Below are 14,323 nucleotides of genomic sequence, written 5' to 3'. Positions count from 1 at the left end.
GAGCGATAACGATTAGTAGTCGTCATTGCCCGTGTCAGGGGTTGCATCATCGTCTTCGTTGTCGAAGCCGTTCTTGTCGGCCGGAGCTTCCTCCTCAGCCTCATAACCGTCTTCTTCATCGAAGGCGTTCGCGTCACCACGGCCACCACCGGTCACGAGGTCGATGACCTGGACCATGATTGGCTGAAGCGAGAGGCCCTTCTTGGCCCCCGTGTTCCACGGGTAGACCTCGAATTGCACCCGCATCGTGGTGCCGCCCCAAATGGCGACAGCCACCGGGAGGTCATTCTTCTTGGCGTCGATGATCAGCGGTCGGCGGTCCCAGAGCTTGCCATCGGACTTGCGGAGCTTGTTCTTGACGCGGATTTTGAACAGGACTTCGCCCGTTTCCTCTCCCTCGTCATTCAGAACAGCCTCGAAGCACGAGTTCTTGGCCTTGGGCATAACCTTGCCCATGTGTTCCTTGGCGACTGCCTGGATCTTCGAAATGAGCGGAGCCGCGTCTTCGGCGGACAGCTTCACGTCGGCTTTGTACTGACCGAGTTCATCGAATTTGGTGTCCGGACGATTCAGCGCCGGATAAACTGCGACACCCCGAGCGGATGTCATTACGAGATTTGCCATTTTAGAGAATGTAGCCTTTGTTCATTGCCTCGACCGCTTCGCAGAGATCGAGTGTGTCCTTGAGGGTTTCTTCGGTGAAATGCGGTCCGAAGGCTTCAAGGCGTAGGTCCTCGTCGCTCCAGTCATCCCGGAGCGCTTCGGTGAAGGTCTGATCGGTATCCACGGTGTTCTGCTCGGAGATCAGGTCTACGAGGTCGTCGGGATAGTCAGTGAAATGGAAGGAGTTATCCGGGTGGATGACGTAGAAGGGCAGCTTACTGGTCATTGACCTTCTTGCCCCTCGTGGCCTTCCCGGCTTCGGCCTGGGCGTCGGCGGTTGCTTCGGCCTGGGCCTGACGGAGGGTGTTGAGGTCCACCGTCTGCTTGCGCCGTCCCAGGACCCGAGCGTCATTCACTCGGGCAATGTTTTCGGCGTCTTGTTTGGCTTGCGCCGAGGGATCGAAATCCCCCGAGCAATCCTGGCAGGTATCTGAGGGTGCATCCGGGTTCACGTAGAACCGGTCACCACAGCCAGTGCAGCGTCGTGCTCTCATCGGATCAACCCTGGTTGCGGAAGAAGCGGACGGCTTCGAGGGCGTCGTGGCGATCCTCGCGGACATCCAGGACGACTTCGCCACCAATGGTGACCCCGAGGTCCTCCAGGGCGTCGTCATAGAGACGGGCGACGATCTCGAACTTCTTGTCGAACTTGCGGCGGTTGTAGTGGACCGAAGCCTCAACGTAGCGGGTGTTGGAACGGATCGTGCGCATCTGGGAGGTAGGCGTCATGTAGGGTATTTCCTTCGTTATCGGAGGTATTTGAAAAAAGTTCGGTATAGGGAGGGATCAGGCGACGAGGTCTTCAAGACGCTCGGAGACACGGAGGGCGCGGTCGCGCTGGGCAGCTTCCTGCTCAGAGGCAAGGGTAAACGCCTCGATCAACCGGTTGGCCGTGAGGTGGCGACGGTTGTGCTGTGCCGACGCTGCGCGGAGCTTCTTCAGGGACTTATCGAGACCGCCGAGGGCCTTGGTCGTGGTCGGCGTGGTGTAGTGGCGGTAGATAGCCTTGAGGATGCGAATGATATTCATGGGATCGCTTTCGATCTGGAGGGAGTTTCGTATGTGCTGTATGGAGGGGTAATCCCTCCGATAACGGAGATAATCAGCTAAAGAAGAACTGATTTTCGAGGATTCCCCGGAGGTCCAGGGAGCCCCTTGCTGGCATCGCCGGTATCTCCTCGCGGAGGTCGGCGGCAATCAGCGGCATGGCGGTTTCGAGGAACTCGGCCAGGACATCGTGCGCCTCGTACATCTGCACGAAGGCTTCACGGATGATCCGGGTGAACTGCTCGACATCGCAAGCATGGACCCCGAAGCTGTCATGGACAGCGGCGAAGTGTTCCATACCTGCATCCATCGCGGCACTGACGGTTGCCTGGAGGTGGCAAGCGTCGAGCGAATGGACAAACGACGGGGCAACCGAGGTTGCCATCTGTCGGGGATCGAGGGTGTCGAGGTCCTCGGTGATGCGCGGTTGGATACGGGCACCATCGAAGAAGGTCTCGATACGGCGGGAGCGGGTGTCGAATTTGTACTGATGGACCGGGAGGCCCAGCGGTGTGTTCCACTCGATACGGCGTTCCTTCGGCTGCGACCGGCCGACGAGGCGGGACACGGCCATAAGCCACTGCATGGCACCATCGGCTGCGACGACTACCTTTGGGATAGCCTTCCAGACCTTGTCAGCGCCGTACATTTTGAACTCCCACATCATCTCCCGAGGAACCGGCAGGGCGACCCCGTCTTTCAGGGCTTCCTCGACGGCTTCGGAGACGTATCCGGTACAGGACATGCGGGTCCCGGCGTAGGGCTTGACCATGACCGATCGCTTGGTGGTGCTGCGGGTCATCCCGAAGTCCAGCCATGCTTTCGCCAGGGCAACCTTCTCCTCATCGGGTTCGTTCTGGATCATCTCCAGGGCGACCGACGCGACTGCCCCGTAGACATCCTGGCGGACATCGTTGGGAACCATGTTGACGTGGAAGCCGCCGACCTTGTCCCGGAGCATGGCCGAGAAGTGCTGGAGGCCCGAGCATGTTGCGTCGAGGTCTACATGGAGCCGCGACCGATACGAGGCTGGGTCTTTGAGGGAGTGGGCTTCCGCCCATTCGAAGCACCACGCAAGGAATTGGACAGGGTTATCACATCGTGTCCACGAGAGGTCTTGAAGTGGGTTCCGGGCCACAGATTGGGCGAGCTGTGTATTGTCCTTTGCCCAGTCCGCGCGTTCGTCCAGAGGTAGCTTGTCTTTCCCAAAACAGTTAGCACCGTGCACACCCAGCCAGTAGAGACCACGTGATCCGAGAGTTTTGCCTTCTGCAAAGTGAAGGATGCCTTTGACATAGTCGGGTCCTTGAGGGTTTAGACCGGAGGGCTTGGGATATGCCCTGCCCCGGCTGTCGAGATCGTGGGGGAAGTAGATCGCGTCGTACTGCGAGAACTTCCTGGCGAGGTGGAAAGCGCGTTGCGCCATGACCCGTTTGCCGATGATGCGGCGGTTGTTCTCGTGGATGCCGAAGCAATACACGCGATACGCCTTAACGTCGGGGTGATCCGCGTCGAGCCCTTCGAGGGACAACGGGGCCGGATCGGGAACCTTTCGGTCTGCTCGGGGGAGCTTGCCGCACGGAATGTTGCGAGCGTAGACCGCCTCGATTGCGTCGAGGGCGCGGACGTTGACCGCCCACTTGGTTTCCTGGAGGCCGTTGATGGAACGCAGGACGCGATCCACTGAGCCATCCGCCACCCGAGCCTTGAGGATCGAGCGGTAGGTCTTCTTCGACGCCTTCACCAAGGGATAGGGCGTGACGTGGTGGCTGTGATAGCCGCCCGTCTCCAGGGTCTCAGCGGACCAGGGCTTCGGAGGGATCACCGTGGGGAAGTAGGTGGTGAACATCGCCTCGCAATGGTCAGATGTCATCTCGACCGCCTGGAGGAGCCCCAGGGACGGTTGGACGATGTCTCGCTTGGCCTTGCCGGAACCCTCGGTGATGATCTCGATGTCGCCGGTCACCGCTCGGAAGACATCCAGGAGCGCCGTACCGACTTGGACCATCTCGGTCTTGGACCAGATAGACCATTCCATGTCGTGCTTGGCGAACGTCTTCTGCATGTACTCCTCGCGTTTCTCGCGGGTGAGTTCACGGCTGTTGAAGTCGGCATGGATGCGACGGGACAGCTTGGTGTGCTCGGCGTCGAACTCACGCAGCCGCAGCTCATCATGGATGAGACCGCCGCCGTAGATCGTGAGGCCGGTGAACGAGCAAGGCTTGCCCTCGTGGTAGACGCCAACCTTGTTGAGGATCGCTTTGAGCATCAGGAAGGCGAGGAGCGCCGGATCGACTTTCTCGATCAAGACAGCAGCTCGACTGCGCCTTCCTGCCTTGCCTGTATTCGAAGCCTTGAGCCACTCAGAGATACCCTGAGTGTAAGGAATGAGATAGTTTCCAATGAGATGAGAACCAAGAAAGGTTTCACTGAAGGTTTCCTCTAAGGTTCCCTTTAAGTGATCTTTATGGAACCTCTGGATGGTCAAGCCCCGAGCTTCTTCCTCAAGGGCGATTTCGGTCTGGTATAGGTCAGTCATTCGGGCCTCATCGGTGGCGCTGAAGTTGTTCGTATGTGCTGTATGGAGGGGTAATCCCTCCGTTATCGGAGGCGTTTAGAGAAAATAATAGGGAAACCAAGGTCTTAGACACCTCAGTTTCCCTGCGTTATCGTCGTCATCTGCGGTCTTGCCGTTGCTTCCAGAGAACCTCTGCGAATTTCATCAATGGCACCAAGGTCATCCCCAGGAGTGACAGGGTCACCACGAGCCACCCCAGCAATTGCAGGGCAAACACAAGGACTTCGGGCATGCTTAGCTCCTATTTGAATGTCACTCCGTTAACGTGACTTCTACGATAACGTAGATATTTGTCAAAGGAAAAATCCCAGAAACTGCTAAGCTCCTGAGATTATTGGCTTCGTTATCGAATGGAAAATACAGGTGAACCTAAATCTGGCGTGTCTACCAATTTCACCATACCCGCGTTCAGAAAACCGCAGCGCCTGCTCACATCGGCACAGAAGAAATCGCGGATAAGAGCCGCAACACATTCTGCGCCGGGTTCAGGGCGTTCCCGAGCGCGGCGTCTCTATATCACCCGTTTGCAACGGATCAAAGGAAAAATGCGGCTCTTGTCGTGTTCTTGTCACTTGCCGGACAAGCCTGCTGTTTGAGATCAATAAAGTGGCTCTTCATAGAGCGATTTTCCATCGATCGAGATCGAGCGGATCTGCATGCCGCCATCGCCGGAGACGCTTGCGGTCACGGCGAGGGCGCTGGCGTTGCGCGCCTCCTCCAGCACCCTGCCCTCGCCTTCCGGCACATAATAACGTTCGATGCCGTATTCGACATTCAAGGAGGATGGAGGACCGTCGGGCGTCGGATAGAAGTAGAATGGAGCGCTGCGCGCGATCACGCTGCCGTCTTTCGGCGCAAGTGGACCGAAAGATGCTTCCGATACCCCCCAGAAACCGTCCGGCTGTTTCTCCAGACGCACGGATATCTGCGCGTCGGTCGCCTCACCGGGGAAGCCGCCGGTGATCTTTTCAGCGGGAATACTCGATATGTCATAGGCGAGAATGACATAGTCGCCGCGCAGCAGATCGCGTGGATCGACCGGCACGGTCTTCAGCACGACATCGACGCCGTCGCGCAGGATCGAGGCGCGGCTTTCGATCATATAGCCGAGGAAAGCCGTCTGCAGCAGTGCCACAATGATGGCCGCAATCAGAGGACGAAGATTGTTGCCCATACTACGCTCCTTCCCCTGCTGTTTGCGCCCCGAGCCGCTTTTCCAGACGGATCACCAGCCAGGCGATCAGACCGACAACGACACCGGAAATCAGGAAGAAACCGGATGTGCCGAGGATGCTGCCCAGCGTTTCGAAGGCCAGATAGAGGGTTTCGGTGGCAAAGACCGCGTAGCCGAGGAAACGGACAGCGCCGTTCAGCCGGCCGGCAATAGCAATGCCGCCCAAAGCGACGCCGAGCGTCGTCGCCCCGATCGCGACCTCCTGGCCAAGCCCATCGATCTCCGTATGCAAGGCCGCGAGCCCCAGGATCGCCAGCGCGAAGCTGTAGAAAGCGGGCGCAGCGCCAGCATCCCGGGCAAAGCGAAAGAGCGGCGAAGCAGGCAGGCTGACAATCAGGAACGCCAGCAGGCCAAGACCGAAAAGAGCGGCGGCAAGCCAGATTTCCGGCAGCTCGAGATAGAGCCAGCCGAGCCAGGCCAAGGCAAGCAAATAGGCGAGATGCCGGGCCGCACCGGCATTGGTATAGCGAACCAGCGCGATCACGACGACGATCAGCCCCGGAATGAGATAGATATAGCCATTGCCCTCGAAGCTGGCGTCATTGTCCATCAGCAACTGGCCGAACACGGCCCAGGCCAGAAAGCCTGAGATCACCGAGAGAGCCGCCGAACGGAAGGCAAGCGCCGCGACACAGGCGGCTGCGAACCAGACCAGCAGGGCGTCGGCGGCGTCGCCGGACAAATGATACATCTGCCCGACTAGCGCGATCGCGCCGCCGAAAGTCATGGTTCCCAAAACAAGAAAGGCGGCACCCATGCCGCGCCAACCGCGCCCCAGGCACAAGGCAGCCGACAGATAGAAGGCCCAGATGAGGACGACGATGCCGCCGACGCGGACAAGGCGGGGAATCGCCTCCCAATTGGCCGCGACCAGTAGAAGTATGGCAGCCGACACAAGGACCGCCGCCAGGACCAAGAGAACCCTGCCCGGACTGAAAGCCGTCTCGCGTGAATCATATTCGGCAAGCATTGCCTTTGCCGTATCGGCGCTGAGCATTCCCTTCGAGACCCAGATGTTGAAGTCCTTCTCGATCCGCCCCCGGTACATAGCCCGCCCTCCTTGCGCCTCGCCCGCTACACATATCATAGGCGCCGGCAAATCATAGTTGAGCAGTCTGGCGAACGACGCGAGGCCTCGGGGCAGCCGGAAACGGATGATCATCGTTAACGCGACGTAAAGATTTTCGCGCGAATCTCAGATGGCATAAGGCGAACGAACGGCCTTGCAGAATCCGCATATCATCCATGATGATATTGCACTGCACAAATCGCCCGTGTCGTCCTATATTGAACTCAAGAAGACGGAACGAGATCAACGCAAGCTGATCGGGGCCGTCAGCGGCAAGGCCAGCCGCTTCCGCTCAGAAGTGGAAAAGGCCAGGCGGATCGAATGAGGTTCGCTTCATAGAATTCGGAGTGGCGCACTCCTCCTCCCAGCGTCGCTCCGATCAGGCGGGCAACACTCCTCCTCCCAAGTTGCCTGTCACTGTAAATGACGCCCGCTGGACCTCCTCCCCCAGCGGGCGTTATTCATTTCGGAAACCAAAAAATCATTATATTCCGGTGCCTTGAAGAATAGTGAAGTTGCAGATGCCGAAATATTCGGCATGAGCATGTCGCAAGAACGAGCCAGGCATGCGCGCCTGACATAGGTGCTATTCGCCATTGGCCCTACCCATTTCCGACAGTCCGATTTATGTTAAGGACAACTTCGGAGCAGCGCACTCCTCCTCCCAGCGCGCCCCGATGGGATCGGTAACTCTCCTCCTCCCAGTTGCCGATCAGAACAAGCAACGCCCGCTGGACCTCCTCCCCCGGCGGGCGTTGTTTTTACGTTCTCCTCCTCCCGAGCATCAGCACATCCTCTTTTAGCGCTCACGCGCTCGCACAGAATTTGGTCAAACCGTGGCCAATCCCTCAAAGAGGATTGCAATTCGCGCATGGGTGCGATGCAGCATTGTCTCTGTAATTTCAGGGGCCGGCAGCGTATATTCCAACCATCAGATGAAGGCCAGCAGATGGTGCTGGCAGGAACCTTGGAAAGGACCAGCATCATGAACATTGCTCGCTCGTTCAATAATTGGCGCAAGTACCGTCAGACCTGCAACGAACTCGGCCGCATGAGCGACCGCGAACTGAACGACCTCGGCATCGGCCGCGGCGACATCCAGTACGTTGCCCGCCAGGCAGTCAGGTAATTCTCCGCAGCCGGCCGGCTTTTCCGGCCTGATGCGCAACTGCCAAACGCCCTCCGGTTCAGTCCGGCGGGCGTTTTTTTTCGCCTGAATTTCGCCTAGCCATCATAGGCCTCAGCGGGTATCCGTAGACGCTCGGCACGCGACCCCTGCATGCCGCTGCTGCAGTGCAGCATTTATTGCATGCCCATTTTCCTGGCATCGGATGTGATCGAGTTTCGAGGACCGAACAATTCGCGACGCAGCGACGCTGCTGACGCAGCCGAATCAAAAAAATCATAAAAAAACAAATCGTTAAATTGAAATCCGTCGCGATACGGGGCGCCATTAACCTATGGCTTCTTTTTCAGCACACACCCAGAATGCTTAGTGAAACAGCAACGCAGTGCACAAATGCATAGCAGATGCATTTTCTTTGCACTCCATCTTTTCCCGTGAAAGGCGTACATAGATCCCAACGAAGCAGGCAAATCACTGCACTGCTCATTTGTTTCTCAAGGAAAAGATCATGAACCCGATTCGTATCGCAAAAAGCTGGATCAACTACCGCCGTACCGTTGCCGAACTCGGCAACCTGTCCAACCACGCCCTGACGGACATCGGCATCACCCGCTTCGACATTCGCAACATCGCTTCGCGTTCCTTCCGTTAATCGGACGGGACATGTCGAGGGACTAAAAACGGCACCACGGGGTGCCGTTTTTGATTCCGGGGTCTCGCTGACGTCTCGTCATGCAGAACAGGTTCCCTTCGCGCCCGCCTTGCTCTAAATAACGGCGCATGACAGACACATCTTCCTACTACCCCATTCATATCGTCGGCGGCGGCCTCGCCGGATCGGAGGCCGCCTGGCAAGTTGCCGAGGCCGGCATCCCGGTTATTCTTCACGAAATGCGCGGCGTGCGCGGCACGGACGCTCACAAGACCGATAGCCTGGCCGAACTGGTTTGCTCCAACTCCTTCCGCTCGGACGATGCCACCAGCAATGCCGTCGGCGTGCTGCACGCTGAAATGCGCCTTGCCGGATCGCTGATCATGTCGGCTGCCGACAAAAACCAGGTCCCGGCCGGCGGCGCTCTCGCCGTTGACCGCGACGGCTTCTCGCATGCCGTGACGAAGGCGGTCGAAAGCCATCCGCTGATCACCGTCGTGCGCGAAGAAGTGTCCGGCCTGCCGCCGAGGGAATGGGATCTCGCGATCATCGCCACCGGACCGCTGACGGCGCCCTCGCTCGCCAGCGCCATCCAGGCCGAAACCGGCGCCGATGCGCTCGCCTTCTTCGATGCCATCGCCCCGATCATCCATACCGACAGCATCAACATGGATGTCTGCTGGTTCCAGTCGCGCTACGACAAGGTCGGGCCAGGTGGCACGGGCAAGGATTATATCAACTGCCCGATGAACGAAGAGCAGTACAATGCCTTTGTCGAAGCGCTGATCGCCGGCGACAAGACCGGCTTCAAGGAATGGGAAGGCACGCCCTATTTCGACGGCTGCTTGCCGATCGAAGTTATGGCCGAGCGCGGCCGCGAGACGCTCCGGCATGGCCCGATGAAGCCGATGGGCCTAACCAACGCCCATAATCCGACCGTGAAGCCCTATGCGGTGGTGCAACTGCGCCAGGACAATGCGCTTGGCACGCTCTACAACATGGTTGGCTTCCAGACGAAACTGAAATACGGGGCGCAGGCTGAAGTCATCCGGATGATTCCGGGCCTAGAGAACGCAGAGTTCGCCCGTCTCGGCGGCCTGCATCGCAACACCTACATCAATTCGCCGGTGCTGCTCGATCCATCGCTGACGTTGAAATCGCGGCCGGGACTGCGGTTTGCAGGCCAGATCACCGGCTGTGAAGGCTATGTCGAAAGCGCCAGCATCGGTCTGCTTGCCGGCCGGTTCGCCGCGGCCGAACGCAAGGGTGAACCACTGCCATTGCCGCCGGCGACGACAGCCTTCGGCTCGCTTCTCAACCACATCACCGGCGGTCACATCGTCTCCGATGACGAGCCAGGCAAACGCTCGTTCCAGCCGATGAACATCAATTTCGGCCTGTTTCCGCTGCTTGAGCCGGGCGCGATCACCAAACCCGAAGGCGTCAAGCGCTTCCGCGGCAAGGACAAGACGGTGATGAAGAAACAACTCGTCGCAGCGCGAGCGCTTGACGACTGCGCAGCCTGGTTGGGGGCGGCGGTTAATTGGCCTGAACGGCTCTAAAGTCGGACTGCGGACTGAAACTGCCAAGCAGCCAGAGGGAAACCTCGGCTGCCACTGCCGGGCTGATGAACTCGTAGACACCGTCGAGATGGGCAAAGTCGGCGAAATGCACTTTCAGGCCGCGGCCGCTTGGTGCATTGCTGACATTCACATTGCCCGCCTCGATCAGGTGGCAAACGAAATGGGTTCCGTGCGAGGCCATGAAACCGGCTTTGCCGTCATGAAGGCGGACGAAATAGGCCTTCTCATCCGCAGTCGCGTGGATGGCCCGGATGGCCTCATCGGGAAATGCCCGCCCGAAATCGAGGATGGCCGACCCCGCATCCGGCTCCCGTCTGTCCCTGTCGGCGCGCTCCTTCATCCGCATGTAGAAGATACCCGCGAGCAGAATGCAGAGGATGACGATCGGCCAGATCATTGTGCCGACTCCTTTTCGTGCCGGTTGCGACATTAACACAGCCACGACCCTAGAAGACGAAGCTTGCGCCAATGTGCCGCCGGCTTTTCAAAACAGCATTTACGAATATAAAAAACGTCGCCGGCTTACCACCTGCCGCTGCGGGCGGCTTTCCACATCCACCACTGCCGGCGCCATTGAGACGGCACAATCGACTGTTCAAAGAGTTTCGAACCGGCCCGCTCGGCGCGGTCGAAAACCGGTTCGGCCAGCGCCAGCGTGATGAAGGCAAACCGGTTGGCCGAGGAAATCTCTTTCGCGTCGGTCCGCGCCTTGGCGAGATGATCGCGGCCGAGGCCGGAAAATGCCCGAATTGCCCGCGTAACCGCGTCCTCATCCGTGCCAGCCAGGAAAGCATCGCGATCCAGCCCCGTGGCGGCCAGCAGTTCCTCGGGGAAATAGACCTGGCCGCGGCGGCGGTGCAACGGCAAAAGCAGCAGCACTCCCGCAATCGTCTGCGCAACACCAGCATGGCCTGCCGCAGACGCCGATTGCTGGGCATGGGCAGGGTCGAGAATCAGGCTCGCAAGCTGGATCACCGCCGAGGCAGTCTCGCCCGCATACCCCTCAAGCGACGAGCGGCTTTCCATCGGATCGTCATAAAGATCGAAGATGCGGGCATCGATCATGTCCTGCAGCACAGCGACGGGCAGCTTGTTGTCCCGGATGCAGCCAAGCAGTGCTTCGGCCAACGGGTTCCCCTCGCCGCTCGTGCCGCTCGGATCGCTGAGCAGGTCGCGCCACCACTGCAGGCGGATTTCTCCCGGCAGCGGCTCACGTGCGACATCCCGGACGCGGGCGATCTCAGCATGGAAGGCATAGAGGGCGGAAAGCGGACCGCGCTTGTCCTGCGGCGACAGCAGACAGGCAAGATAGCGATCGCGGTCGCTGTCGCGCAGTGCCGTCAGACTGAAATCGTAGAGAGCCGTGGAAGCCGGAATTGGATTTTTGGGAGGCGTCATTGGTCAAACGGCAATGAAGGCGGCAGCGACAGCACGCGATTCGGCAAGCATGATATTGTAGGTGCGAATGGCAGCCCCCGTGCTCATCGGGTCGGTCGATATCCCATGTTCCTTGAACAGCGCCTTCAGCGCCGCCGGTATTGGCCTGATATCCTTGCCGGTTCCGACCAGCAGCACCTCGATATCCGCGGCTTCGTCGAAAACCCGCTGGAAATTTTCCGCCGTCAGCGGATCACCTTCCACCATGCCCCAACCATAGATGCCCGAGGGCAGCATCAGCAGCGAGCCGCGATGGGACATATCGGCGAAGCGAAAGCCGCCGTTGCCGTAGCTCTCTATCGGTGCCCGTCCGGGGAAATGTGCGTTGCGGATTTCTATCGGTCTGCGCATGACTACTGCGCTCCTTTTGCCGGATGCATGCCCGCGCCACCGGTCTTTTCGGAATCGCTGCCCGGTGCGCCGTGTCTCAGCCTGAAGAGAATGAGGACAGGGCCGGCAACATAGATCGAGGAGAACGTACCGATGGCAACGCCGAAGAGCATGACGAAGGCGAAGGGCTGGATCGCCTCGCCGCCGAAAATCGATAGCGCAGCCAACGCCAGCATGGTGGTCGCACCCGTCAGAACTGTTCGCGACAAGGTCTGGTTGATCGAGGTATCGATCAGGATCGGCAACGGCATGCGCGGATAACGCTTCAGGTTCTCGCGAACCCGGTCATAGACGACCACAGTGTCGTTCAGCGAATAACCGACAATGGTGAGGAGCGCCGCGATGCTCGTCAGGTTGAATTCCATTCCGGTGACGACAAAGAGACCGATAGTCAAAAGCACGTCGTGCAGCGTGGCGACGATCGCGCCAGCGGCAAACTGCCATTCGAACCGGACCCAGATATAGAGAAGAATCGCCAGAAGCGAGGCGAGGACGCCGATCGTCGCCGCCGTCGTCAGGTCACCGGAGACCGAGGGACCGACGACTTCGACGCGGCGGAATTCATAGGCGTCTTCAAGCTCGCCTCGGACGAGGATCACCGATGTCTGCTCGGCATTCTCGCCGCCCTCGCGGGAGTGAACGCGGACGACGACATCCTGCGGCGAACCGAATGGTTTGACCGTGATCTCGCCGAGGTTGAGTTCATCCAGTCGCGCGCGAATATCCTCGATGTCGGCATTGCCTTGGCGCGCCTTCAATTCGATCACCGAACCACCGGCAAAGTCGATGCCGAGATTGATGCCCATGGCGCCAAACAGAAGCATGCTGATGACAGACAACAATGCCGTCAGCGAAAAGACGTAGTTTCGGATTGCCATGAACCGGAACGCTGCGCCGTCGAACACACCGGTGCGAATGCCATCCGGCAGTTGCGTCGGCTGGCGCCGGTGCAGCCATACGTCCAGGATAACACGCGTCAGAGTGAAGGCGGTGAAGAGGGTTGTGACGATACCGATCGCAAGCGTAACGGCAAAACCGCGAACCGGACCGGCTCCGAGGAAAAGCAGGATGATGGCGGCGATCAGCGTGGTAATATTGGCGTCGACGATGGCGGCGAACGCACGCGCGAAGCCGAAATCCAGGGCCTCACGCAACGTTTTGCCGTGGCGAACCTCTTCCCGGATGCGCTCGTAGATCAACACGTTGGAATCGACCGCCATGCCGATTGTCAGCACGATCCCGGCAATGCCGGGCAAGGTCAGCGCCAATCCGGTCGCGGATAGCACGGCAACGATCATGACGACGTTGAAAGCCACGGCCAGGCTCGCGACCGCGCCGAAGAAGCCATAGAACCCCAGCATGAAAAGGATGACGAGGACGGCGCCGATCGCGCCGGCGACCAGAATGGAATGGATCGAATCCGCGCCGCGCCCTGCCCCGATCGAGCGCTCCTCAACCACGGTCAGCGGGCTCGGCAAGGCCCCGGCGCGCAGAAGCAGGGCCAGATCGTCGGCGCCTTCCGGACTCATTTCGGCCGACAACTGTACGGTGCCGTCGGCAATCGCTTTGCGCACCAGCGGGGTGGCGATCACCGCCCCATCAAGAACCACGGCAATCGTCGCACCAGCCGTATCCGCCGTCGCCTTTGCAAACCTGACCGTACCGTCAGGGCCAAGACGCAGGTTGACGACAGGATTGCCGGATTGCGCGTTGATCGCCGATTTGGCCTCGACGATATCCTGATTTGAAATGATAGACTGCTTGCGAACGAGATAGCCGATCGGCGGGTCGTCGGCGGAGTAGAGAATTTCCGAATTGAACGGCGGCTGGCCGTTGACTGCGTCCTGGACCGCCATCGACATGTCGATGCTTCGAAACGAGAGCGCGCCCGCCTGGCTCAGGATATATTTGACCTGTTCCGGATCGTAGCGGCCGGGAATCTGGACAATGATGCGATCGGCGCCTTGTCTGCGGATTTTCGGCTGCTCGGAACCGAGATCCGCCAACCGGCGATGCAGCACGGCGATAGCGGCATCGGCTGTGGCGGAGATGCGGTCGGCAATGCCTTCGTCGGAAATGGCAGCACTCATGGAACCATCCGGCGAGCCGCCTATCGTCACTTCGCTAATCGCATCCTTCGTAATGCCGCCGATCTTTATCGGATCCGTCAGGGGCTTCAGGGCCGCTCGCGCGGCTTCAAGCTGAGCCGGGTTGCGAAGGCGTAGCTGAATATCCTGGCCTGTGCCGGAAAGACCGGAATAGGCGATACCCGCTGACCGAAGCCGCACTCCGATCACGTCGATGACCGCCTCGAGGCGCGTCCTCACCACATCTTCCCGCTCGACCTTCAGGGTGATCTGGGATCCGCCCTGGAGATCGAGACCGAGCATCAGCTGCTTTTTCGGCACCCAGCTTGGCAATCCATCCAGCGTCGCGTTCGAGACCGCATTCGGCAGAGCCACCACGATGCTGAGCAGCACGACGAGCCAGACGATAATGGTTTTCCAGCGGGAAAAATACGGCATGAAGCTCTCGAAGATGTGT

17 protein-coding genes are annotated in these 14,323 nt (G+C 59.4%); 4 read left to right on the top strand and 13 right to left on the bottom strand.

Annotated elements, in window-relative coordinates:
- Window positions 1–12 precede the first annotated feature (12 nt).
- The 9 genes from WI754_RS14795 to WI754_RS14755 all read right to left on the bottom strand — a co-directional run bounded on the left by WI754_RS14795 (window position 13) and on the right by WI754_RS14755 (window position 6,570).
- Window positions 13–609, bottom strand: a complete 597-nt coding sequence (locus WI754_RS14795; protein WP_349434221.1) for a hypothetical protein — start codon at window positions 607–609, stop codon at window positions 13–15.
- 16 nt (window positions 610–625) lie between these two features.
- Window positions 626–889: a hypothetical protein gene (locus WI754_RS14790; protein ID WP_349434220.1), complete on the bottom strand. Its 264-nt coding sequence runs from the start codon at window positions 887–889 to the stop codon at window positions 626–628.
- On the bottom strand, window positions 879–1,157 hold the full coding sequence (locus WI754_RS14785) for a hypothetical protein (protein ID WP_349434219.1): 279 nt from the start codon (window positions 1,155–1,157) through the stop codon (window positions 879–881). Before WI754_RS14785 ends, WI754_RS14790 begins: the two co-directional genes overlap by 11 nt.
- 4 nt (window positions 1,158–1,161) lie before the next feature.
- Window positions 1,162–1,392, bottom strand: a complete 231-nt coding sequence (locus WI754_RS14780) for a hypothetical protein (protein ID WP_349434218.1) — start codon at window positions 1,390–1,392, stop codon at window positions 1,162–1,164.
- 57 nt (window positions 1,393–1,449) lie between these two features.
- The gene (locus tag WI754_RS14775; RefSeq protein ID WP_349434217.1) at window positions 1,450–1,692 is read right to left on the bottom strand and encodes a hypothetical protein; all 243 of its coding nucleotides are present in this window, start codon (window positions 1,690–1,692) and stop codon (window positions 1,450–1,452) included.
- Window positions 1,693–1,765: 73 nt separating this feature from the next.
- Window positions 1,766–4,249: a DNA-directed RNA polymerase gene (locus tag WI754_RS14770; RefSeq protein WP_349434216.1), complete on the bottom strand. Its 2,484-nt coding sequence runs from the start codon at window positions 4,247–4,249 to the stop codon at window positions 1,766–1,768.
- A gap of 136 nt (window positions 4,250–4,385) precedes the next feature.
- On the bottom strand, window positions 4,386–4,520 hold the full coding sequence (locus WI754_RS14765; protein ID WP_349434215.1) for a hypothetical protein: 135 nt from the start codon (window positions 4,518–4,520) through the stop codon (window positions 4,386–4,388).
- A gap of 366 nt (window positions 4,521–4,886) precedes the next feature.
- Entirely contained in the window at window positions 4,887–5,462 is a 576-nt protein-coding gene (locus tag WI754_RS14760) for a GDYXXLXY domain-containing protein (RefSeq protein ID WP_349434214.1), read from the bottom strand.
- A 1-nt stretch (window position 5,463) separates the two neighbouring features.
- Window positions 5,464–6,570, bottom strand: a complete 1,107-nt coding sequence (locus tag WI754_RS14755) for a DUF2157 domain-containing protein (RefSeq protein WP_349434212.1) — start codon at window positions 6,568–6,570, stop codon at window positions 5,464–5,466.
- Window positions 6,571–6,745: 175 nt separating this feature from the next.
- Here WI754_RS14755 and WI754_RS14750 point away from each other — a divergent pair, with 175 nt between their 5' ends.
- From WI754_RS14750 to trmFO, 4 genes are all read left to right on the top strand, one after another.
- Window positions 6,746–6,916 (top strand): hypothetical protein, encoded by a 171-nt coding sequence (locus WI754_RS14750; RefSeq protein ID WP_349434211.1) that lies wholly within the window; start codon window positions 6,746–6,748, stop codon window positions 6,914–6,916.
- A gap of 660 nt (window positions 6,917–7,576) precedes the next feature.
- Window positions 7,577–7,720 (top strand): DUF1127 domain-containing protein, encoded by a 144-nt coding sequence (locus WI754_RS14745; RefSeq protein WP_349434208.1) that lies wholly within the window; start codon window positions 7,577–7,579, stop codon window positions 7,718–7,720.
- Window positions 7,721–8,225: 505 nt separating this feature from the next.
- Window positions 8,226–8,369 (top strand): DUF1127 domain-containing protein, encoded by a 144-nt coding sequence (locus WI754_RS14740; protein WP_081927849.1) that lies wholly within the window; start codon window positions 8,226–8,228, stop codon window positions 8,367–8,369.
- 128 nt (window positions 8,370–8,497) lie between these two features.
- The gene (gene trmFO, locus WI754_RS14735; protein WP_349434207.1) at window positions 8,498–9,931 is read left to right on the top strand and encodes a methylenetetrahydrofolate--tRNA-(uracil(54)-C(5))-methyltransferase (FADH(2)-oxidizing) TrmFO; all 1,434 of its coding nucleotides are present in this window, start codon (window positions 8,498–8,500) and stop codon (window positions 9,929–9,931) included.
- Here the strand turns inward: trmFO and WI754_RS14730 are convergent.
- From WI754_RS14730 to secDF, 4 genes are all read right to left on the bottom strand, one after another.
- Complete coding sequence (locus WI754_RS14730; RefSeq protein WP_349434204.1) at window positions 9,909–10,349, bottom strand: hypothetical protein; 441 nt, start codon at window positions 10,347–10,349, stop codon at window positions 9,909–9,911. The two genes, trmFO and WI754_RS14730, sit on opposite strands and share 23 nt — an antisense overlap.
- A gap of 125 nt (window positions 10,350–10,474) precedes the next feature.
- A complete protein-coding gene (locus WI754_RS14725) occupies window positions 10,475–11,350 on the bottom strand; it encodes a phytoene/squalene synthase family protein (protein WP_349434203.1) in 876 nt (291 codons plus the stop codon).
- Window positions 11,351–11,353: 3 nt separating this feature from the next.
- Window positions 11,354–11,740 carry an Mth938-like domain-containing protein gene (locus WI754_RS14720; RefSeq protein WP_349434202.1) on the bottom strand — a complete coding sequence of 129 codons (387 nt, stop codon included), beginning with the start codon at window positions 11,738–11,740 and terminating at the stop codon, window positions 11,354–11,356.
- A gap of 2 nt (window positions 11,741–11,742) precedes the next feature.
- Window positions 11,743–14,304, bottom strand: a complete 2,562-nt coding sequence (gene secDF, locus WI754_RS14715; RefSeq protein ID WP_349434200.1) for a protein translocase subunit SecDF — start codon at window positions 14,302–14,304, stop codon at window positions 11,743–11,745.
- Window positions 14,305–14,323 lie beyond the last annotated feature (19 nt).

The organism is Pararhizobium sp. A13 (assembly GCF_040126305.1).
In the GTDB taxonomy this organism is placed as follows: Bacteria; Pseudomonadota; Alphaproteobacteria; order Rhizobiales; family Rhizobiaceae; genus Pararhizobium.
This window is presented reverse-complemented; position numbering and strand designations above follow the sequence as displayed.

Coding starts and splice junctions, on each gene's coding strand:
- WI754_RS14770 (WP_349434216.1), bottom strand. CDS start 4,249: ATGACTGACCTATACCAGACCGAAATCGCCCTTGAGGAAGAAGCTCGG.
- trmFO (WP_349434207.1), top strand. CDS start 8,498: ATGACAGACACATCTTCCTACTACCCCATTCATATCGTCGGCGGCGGC.
- secDF (WP_349434200.1), bottom strand. CDS start 14,304: ATGCCGTATTTTTCCCGCTGGAAAACCATTATCGTCTGGCTCGTCGTG.
- WI754_RS14795 (WP_349434221.1), bottom strand. CDS start 609: ATGACATCCGCTCGGGGTGTCGCAGTTTATCCGGCGCTGAATCGTCCG.
- WI754_RS14760 (WP_349434214.1), bottom strand. CDS start 5,462: ATGGGCAACAATCTTCGTCCTCTGATTGCGGCCATCATTGTGGCACTG.
- WI754_RS14775 (WP_349434217.1), bottom strand. CDS start 1,692: ATGAATATCATTCGCATCCTCAAGGCTATCTACCGCCACTACACCACG.
- WI754_RS14730 (WP_349434204.1), bottom strand. CDS start 10,349: ATGATCTGGCCGATCGTCATCCTCTGCATTCTGCTCGCGGGTATCTTC.
- WI754_RS14740 (WP_081927849.1), top strand. CDS start 8,226: ATGAACCCGATTCGTATCGCAAAAAGCTGGATCAACTACCGCCGTACC.
- WI754_RS14785 (WP_349434219.1), bottom strand. CDS start 1,157: ATGAGAGCACGACGCTGCACTGGCTGTGGTGACCGGTTCTACGTGAAC.
- WI754_RS14780 (WP_349434218.1), bottom strand. CDS start 1,392: ATGACGCCTACCTCCCAGATGCGCACGATCCGTTCCAACACCCGCTAC.
- WI754_RS14720 (WP_349434202.1), bottom strand. CDS start 11,740: ATGCGCAGACCGATAGAAATCCGCAACGCACATTTCCCCGGACGGGCA.
- WI754_RS14745 (WP_349434208.1), top strand. CDS start 7,577: ATGAACATTGCTCGCTCGTTCAATAATTGGCGCAAGTACCGTCAGACC.
- WI754_RS14725 (WP_349434203.1), bottom strand. CDS start 11,350: ATGACGCCTCCCAAAAATCCAATTCCGGCTTCCACGGCTCTCTACGAT.
- WI754_RS14790 (WP_349434220.1), bottom strand. CDS start 889: ATGACCAGTAAGCTGCCCTTCTACGTCATCCACCCGGATAACTCCTTC.
- WI754_RS14755 (WP_349434212.1), bottom strand. CDS start 6,570: ATGTACCGGGGGCGGATCGAGAAGGACTTCAACATCTGGGTCTCGAAG.
- WI754_RS14765 (WP_349434215.1), bottom strand. CDS start 4,520: ATGCCCGAAGTCCTTGTGTTTGCCCTGCAATTGCTGGGGTGGCTCGTG.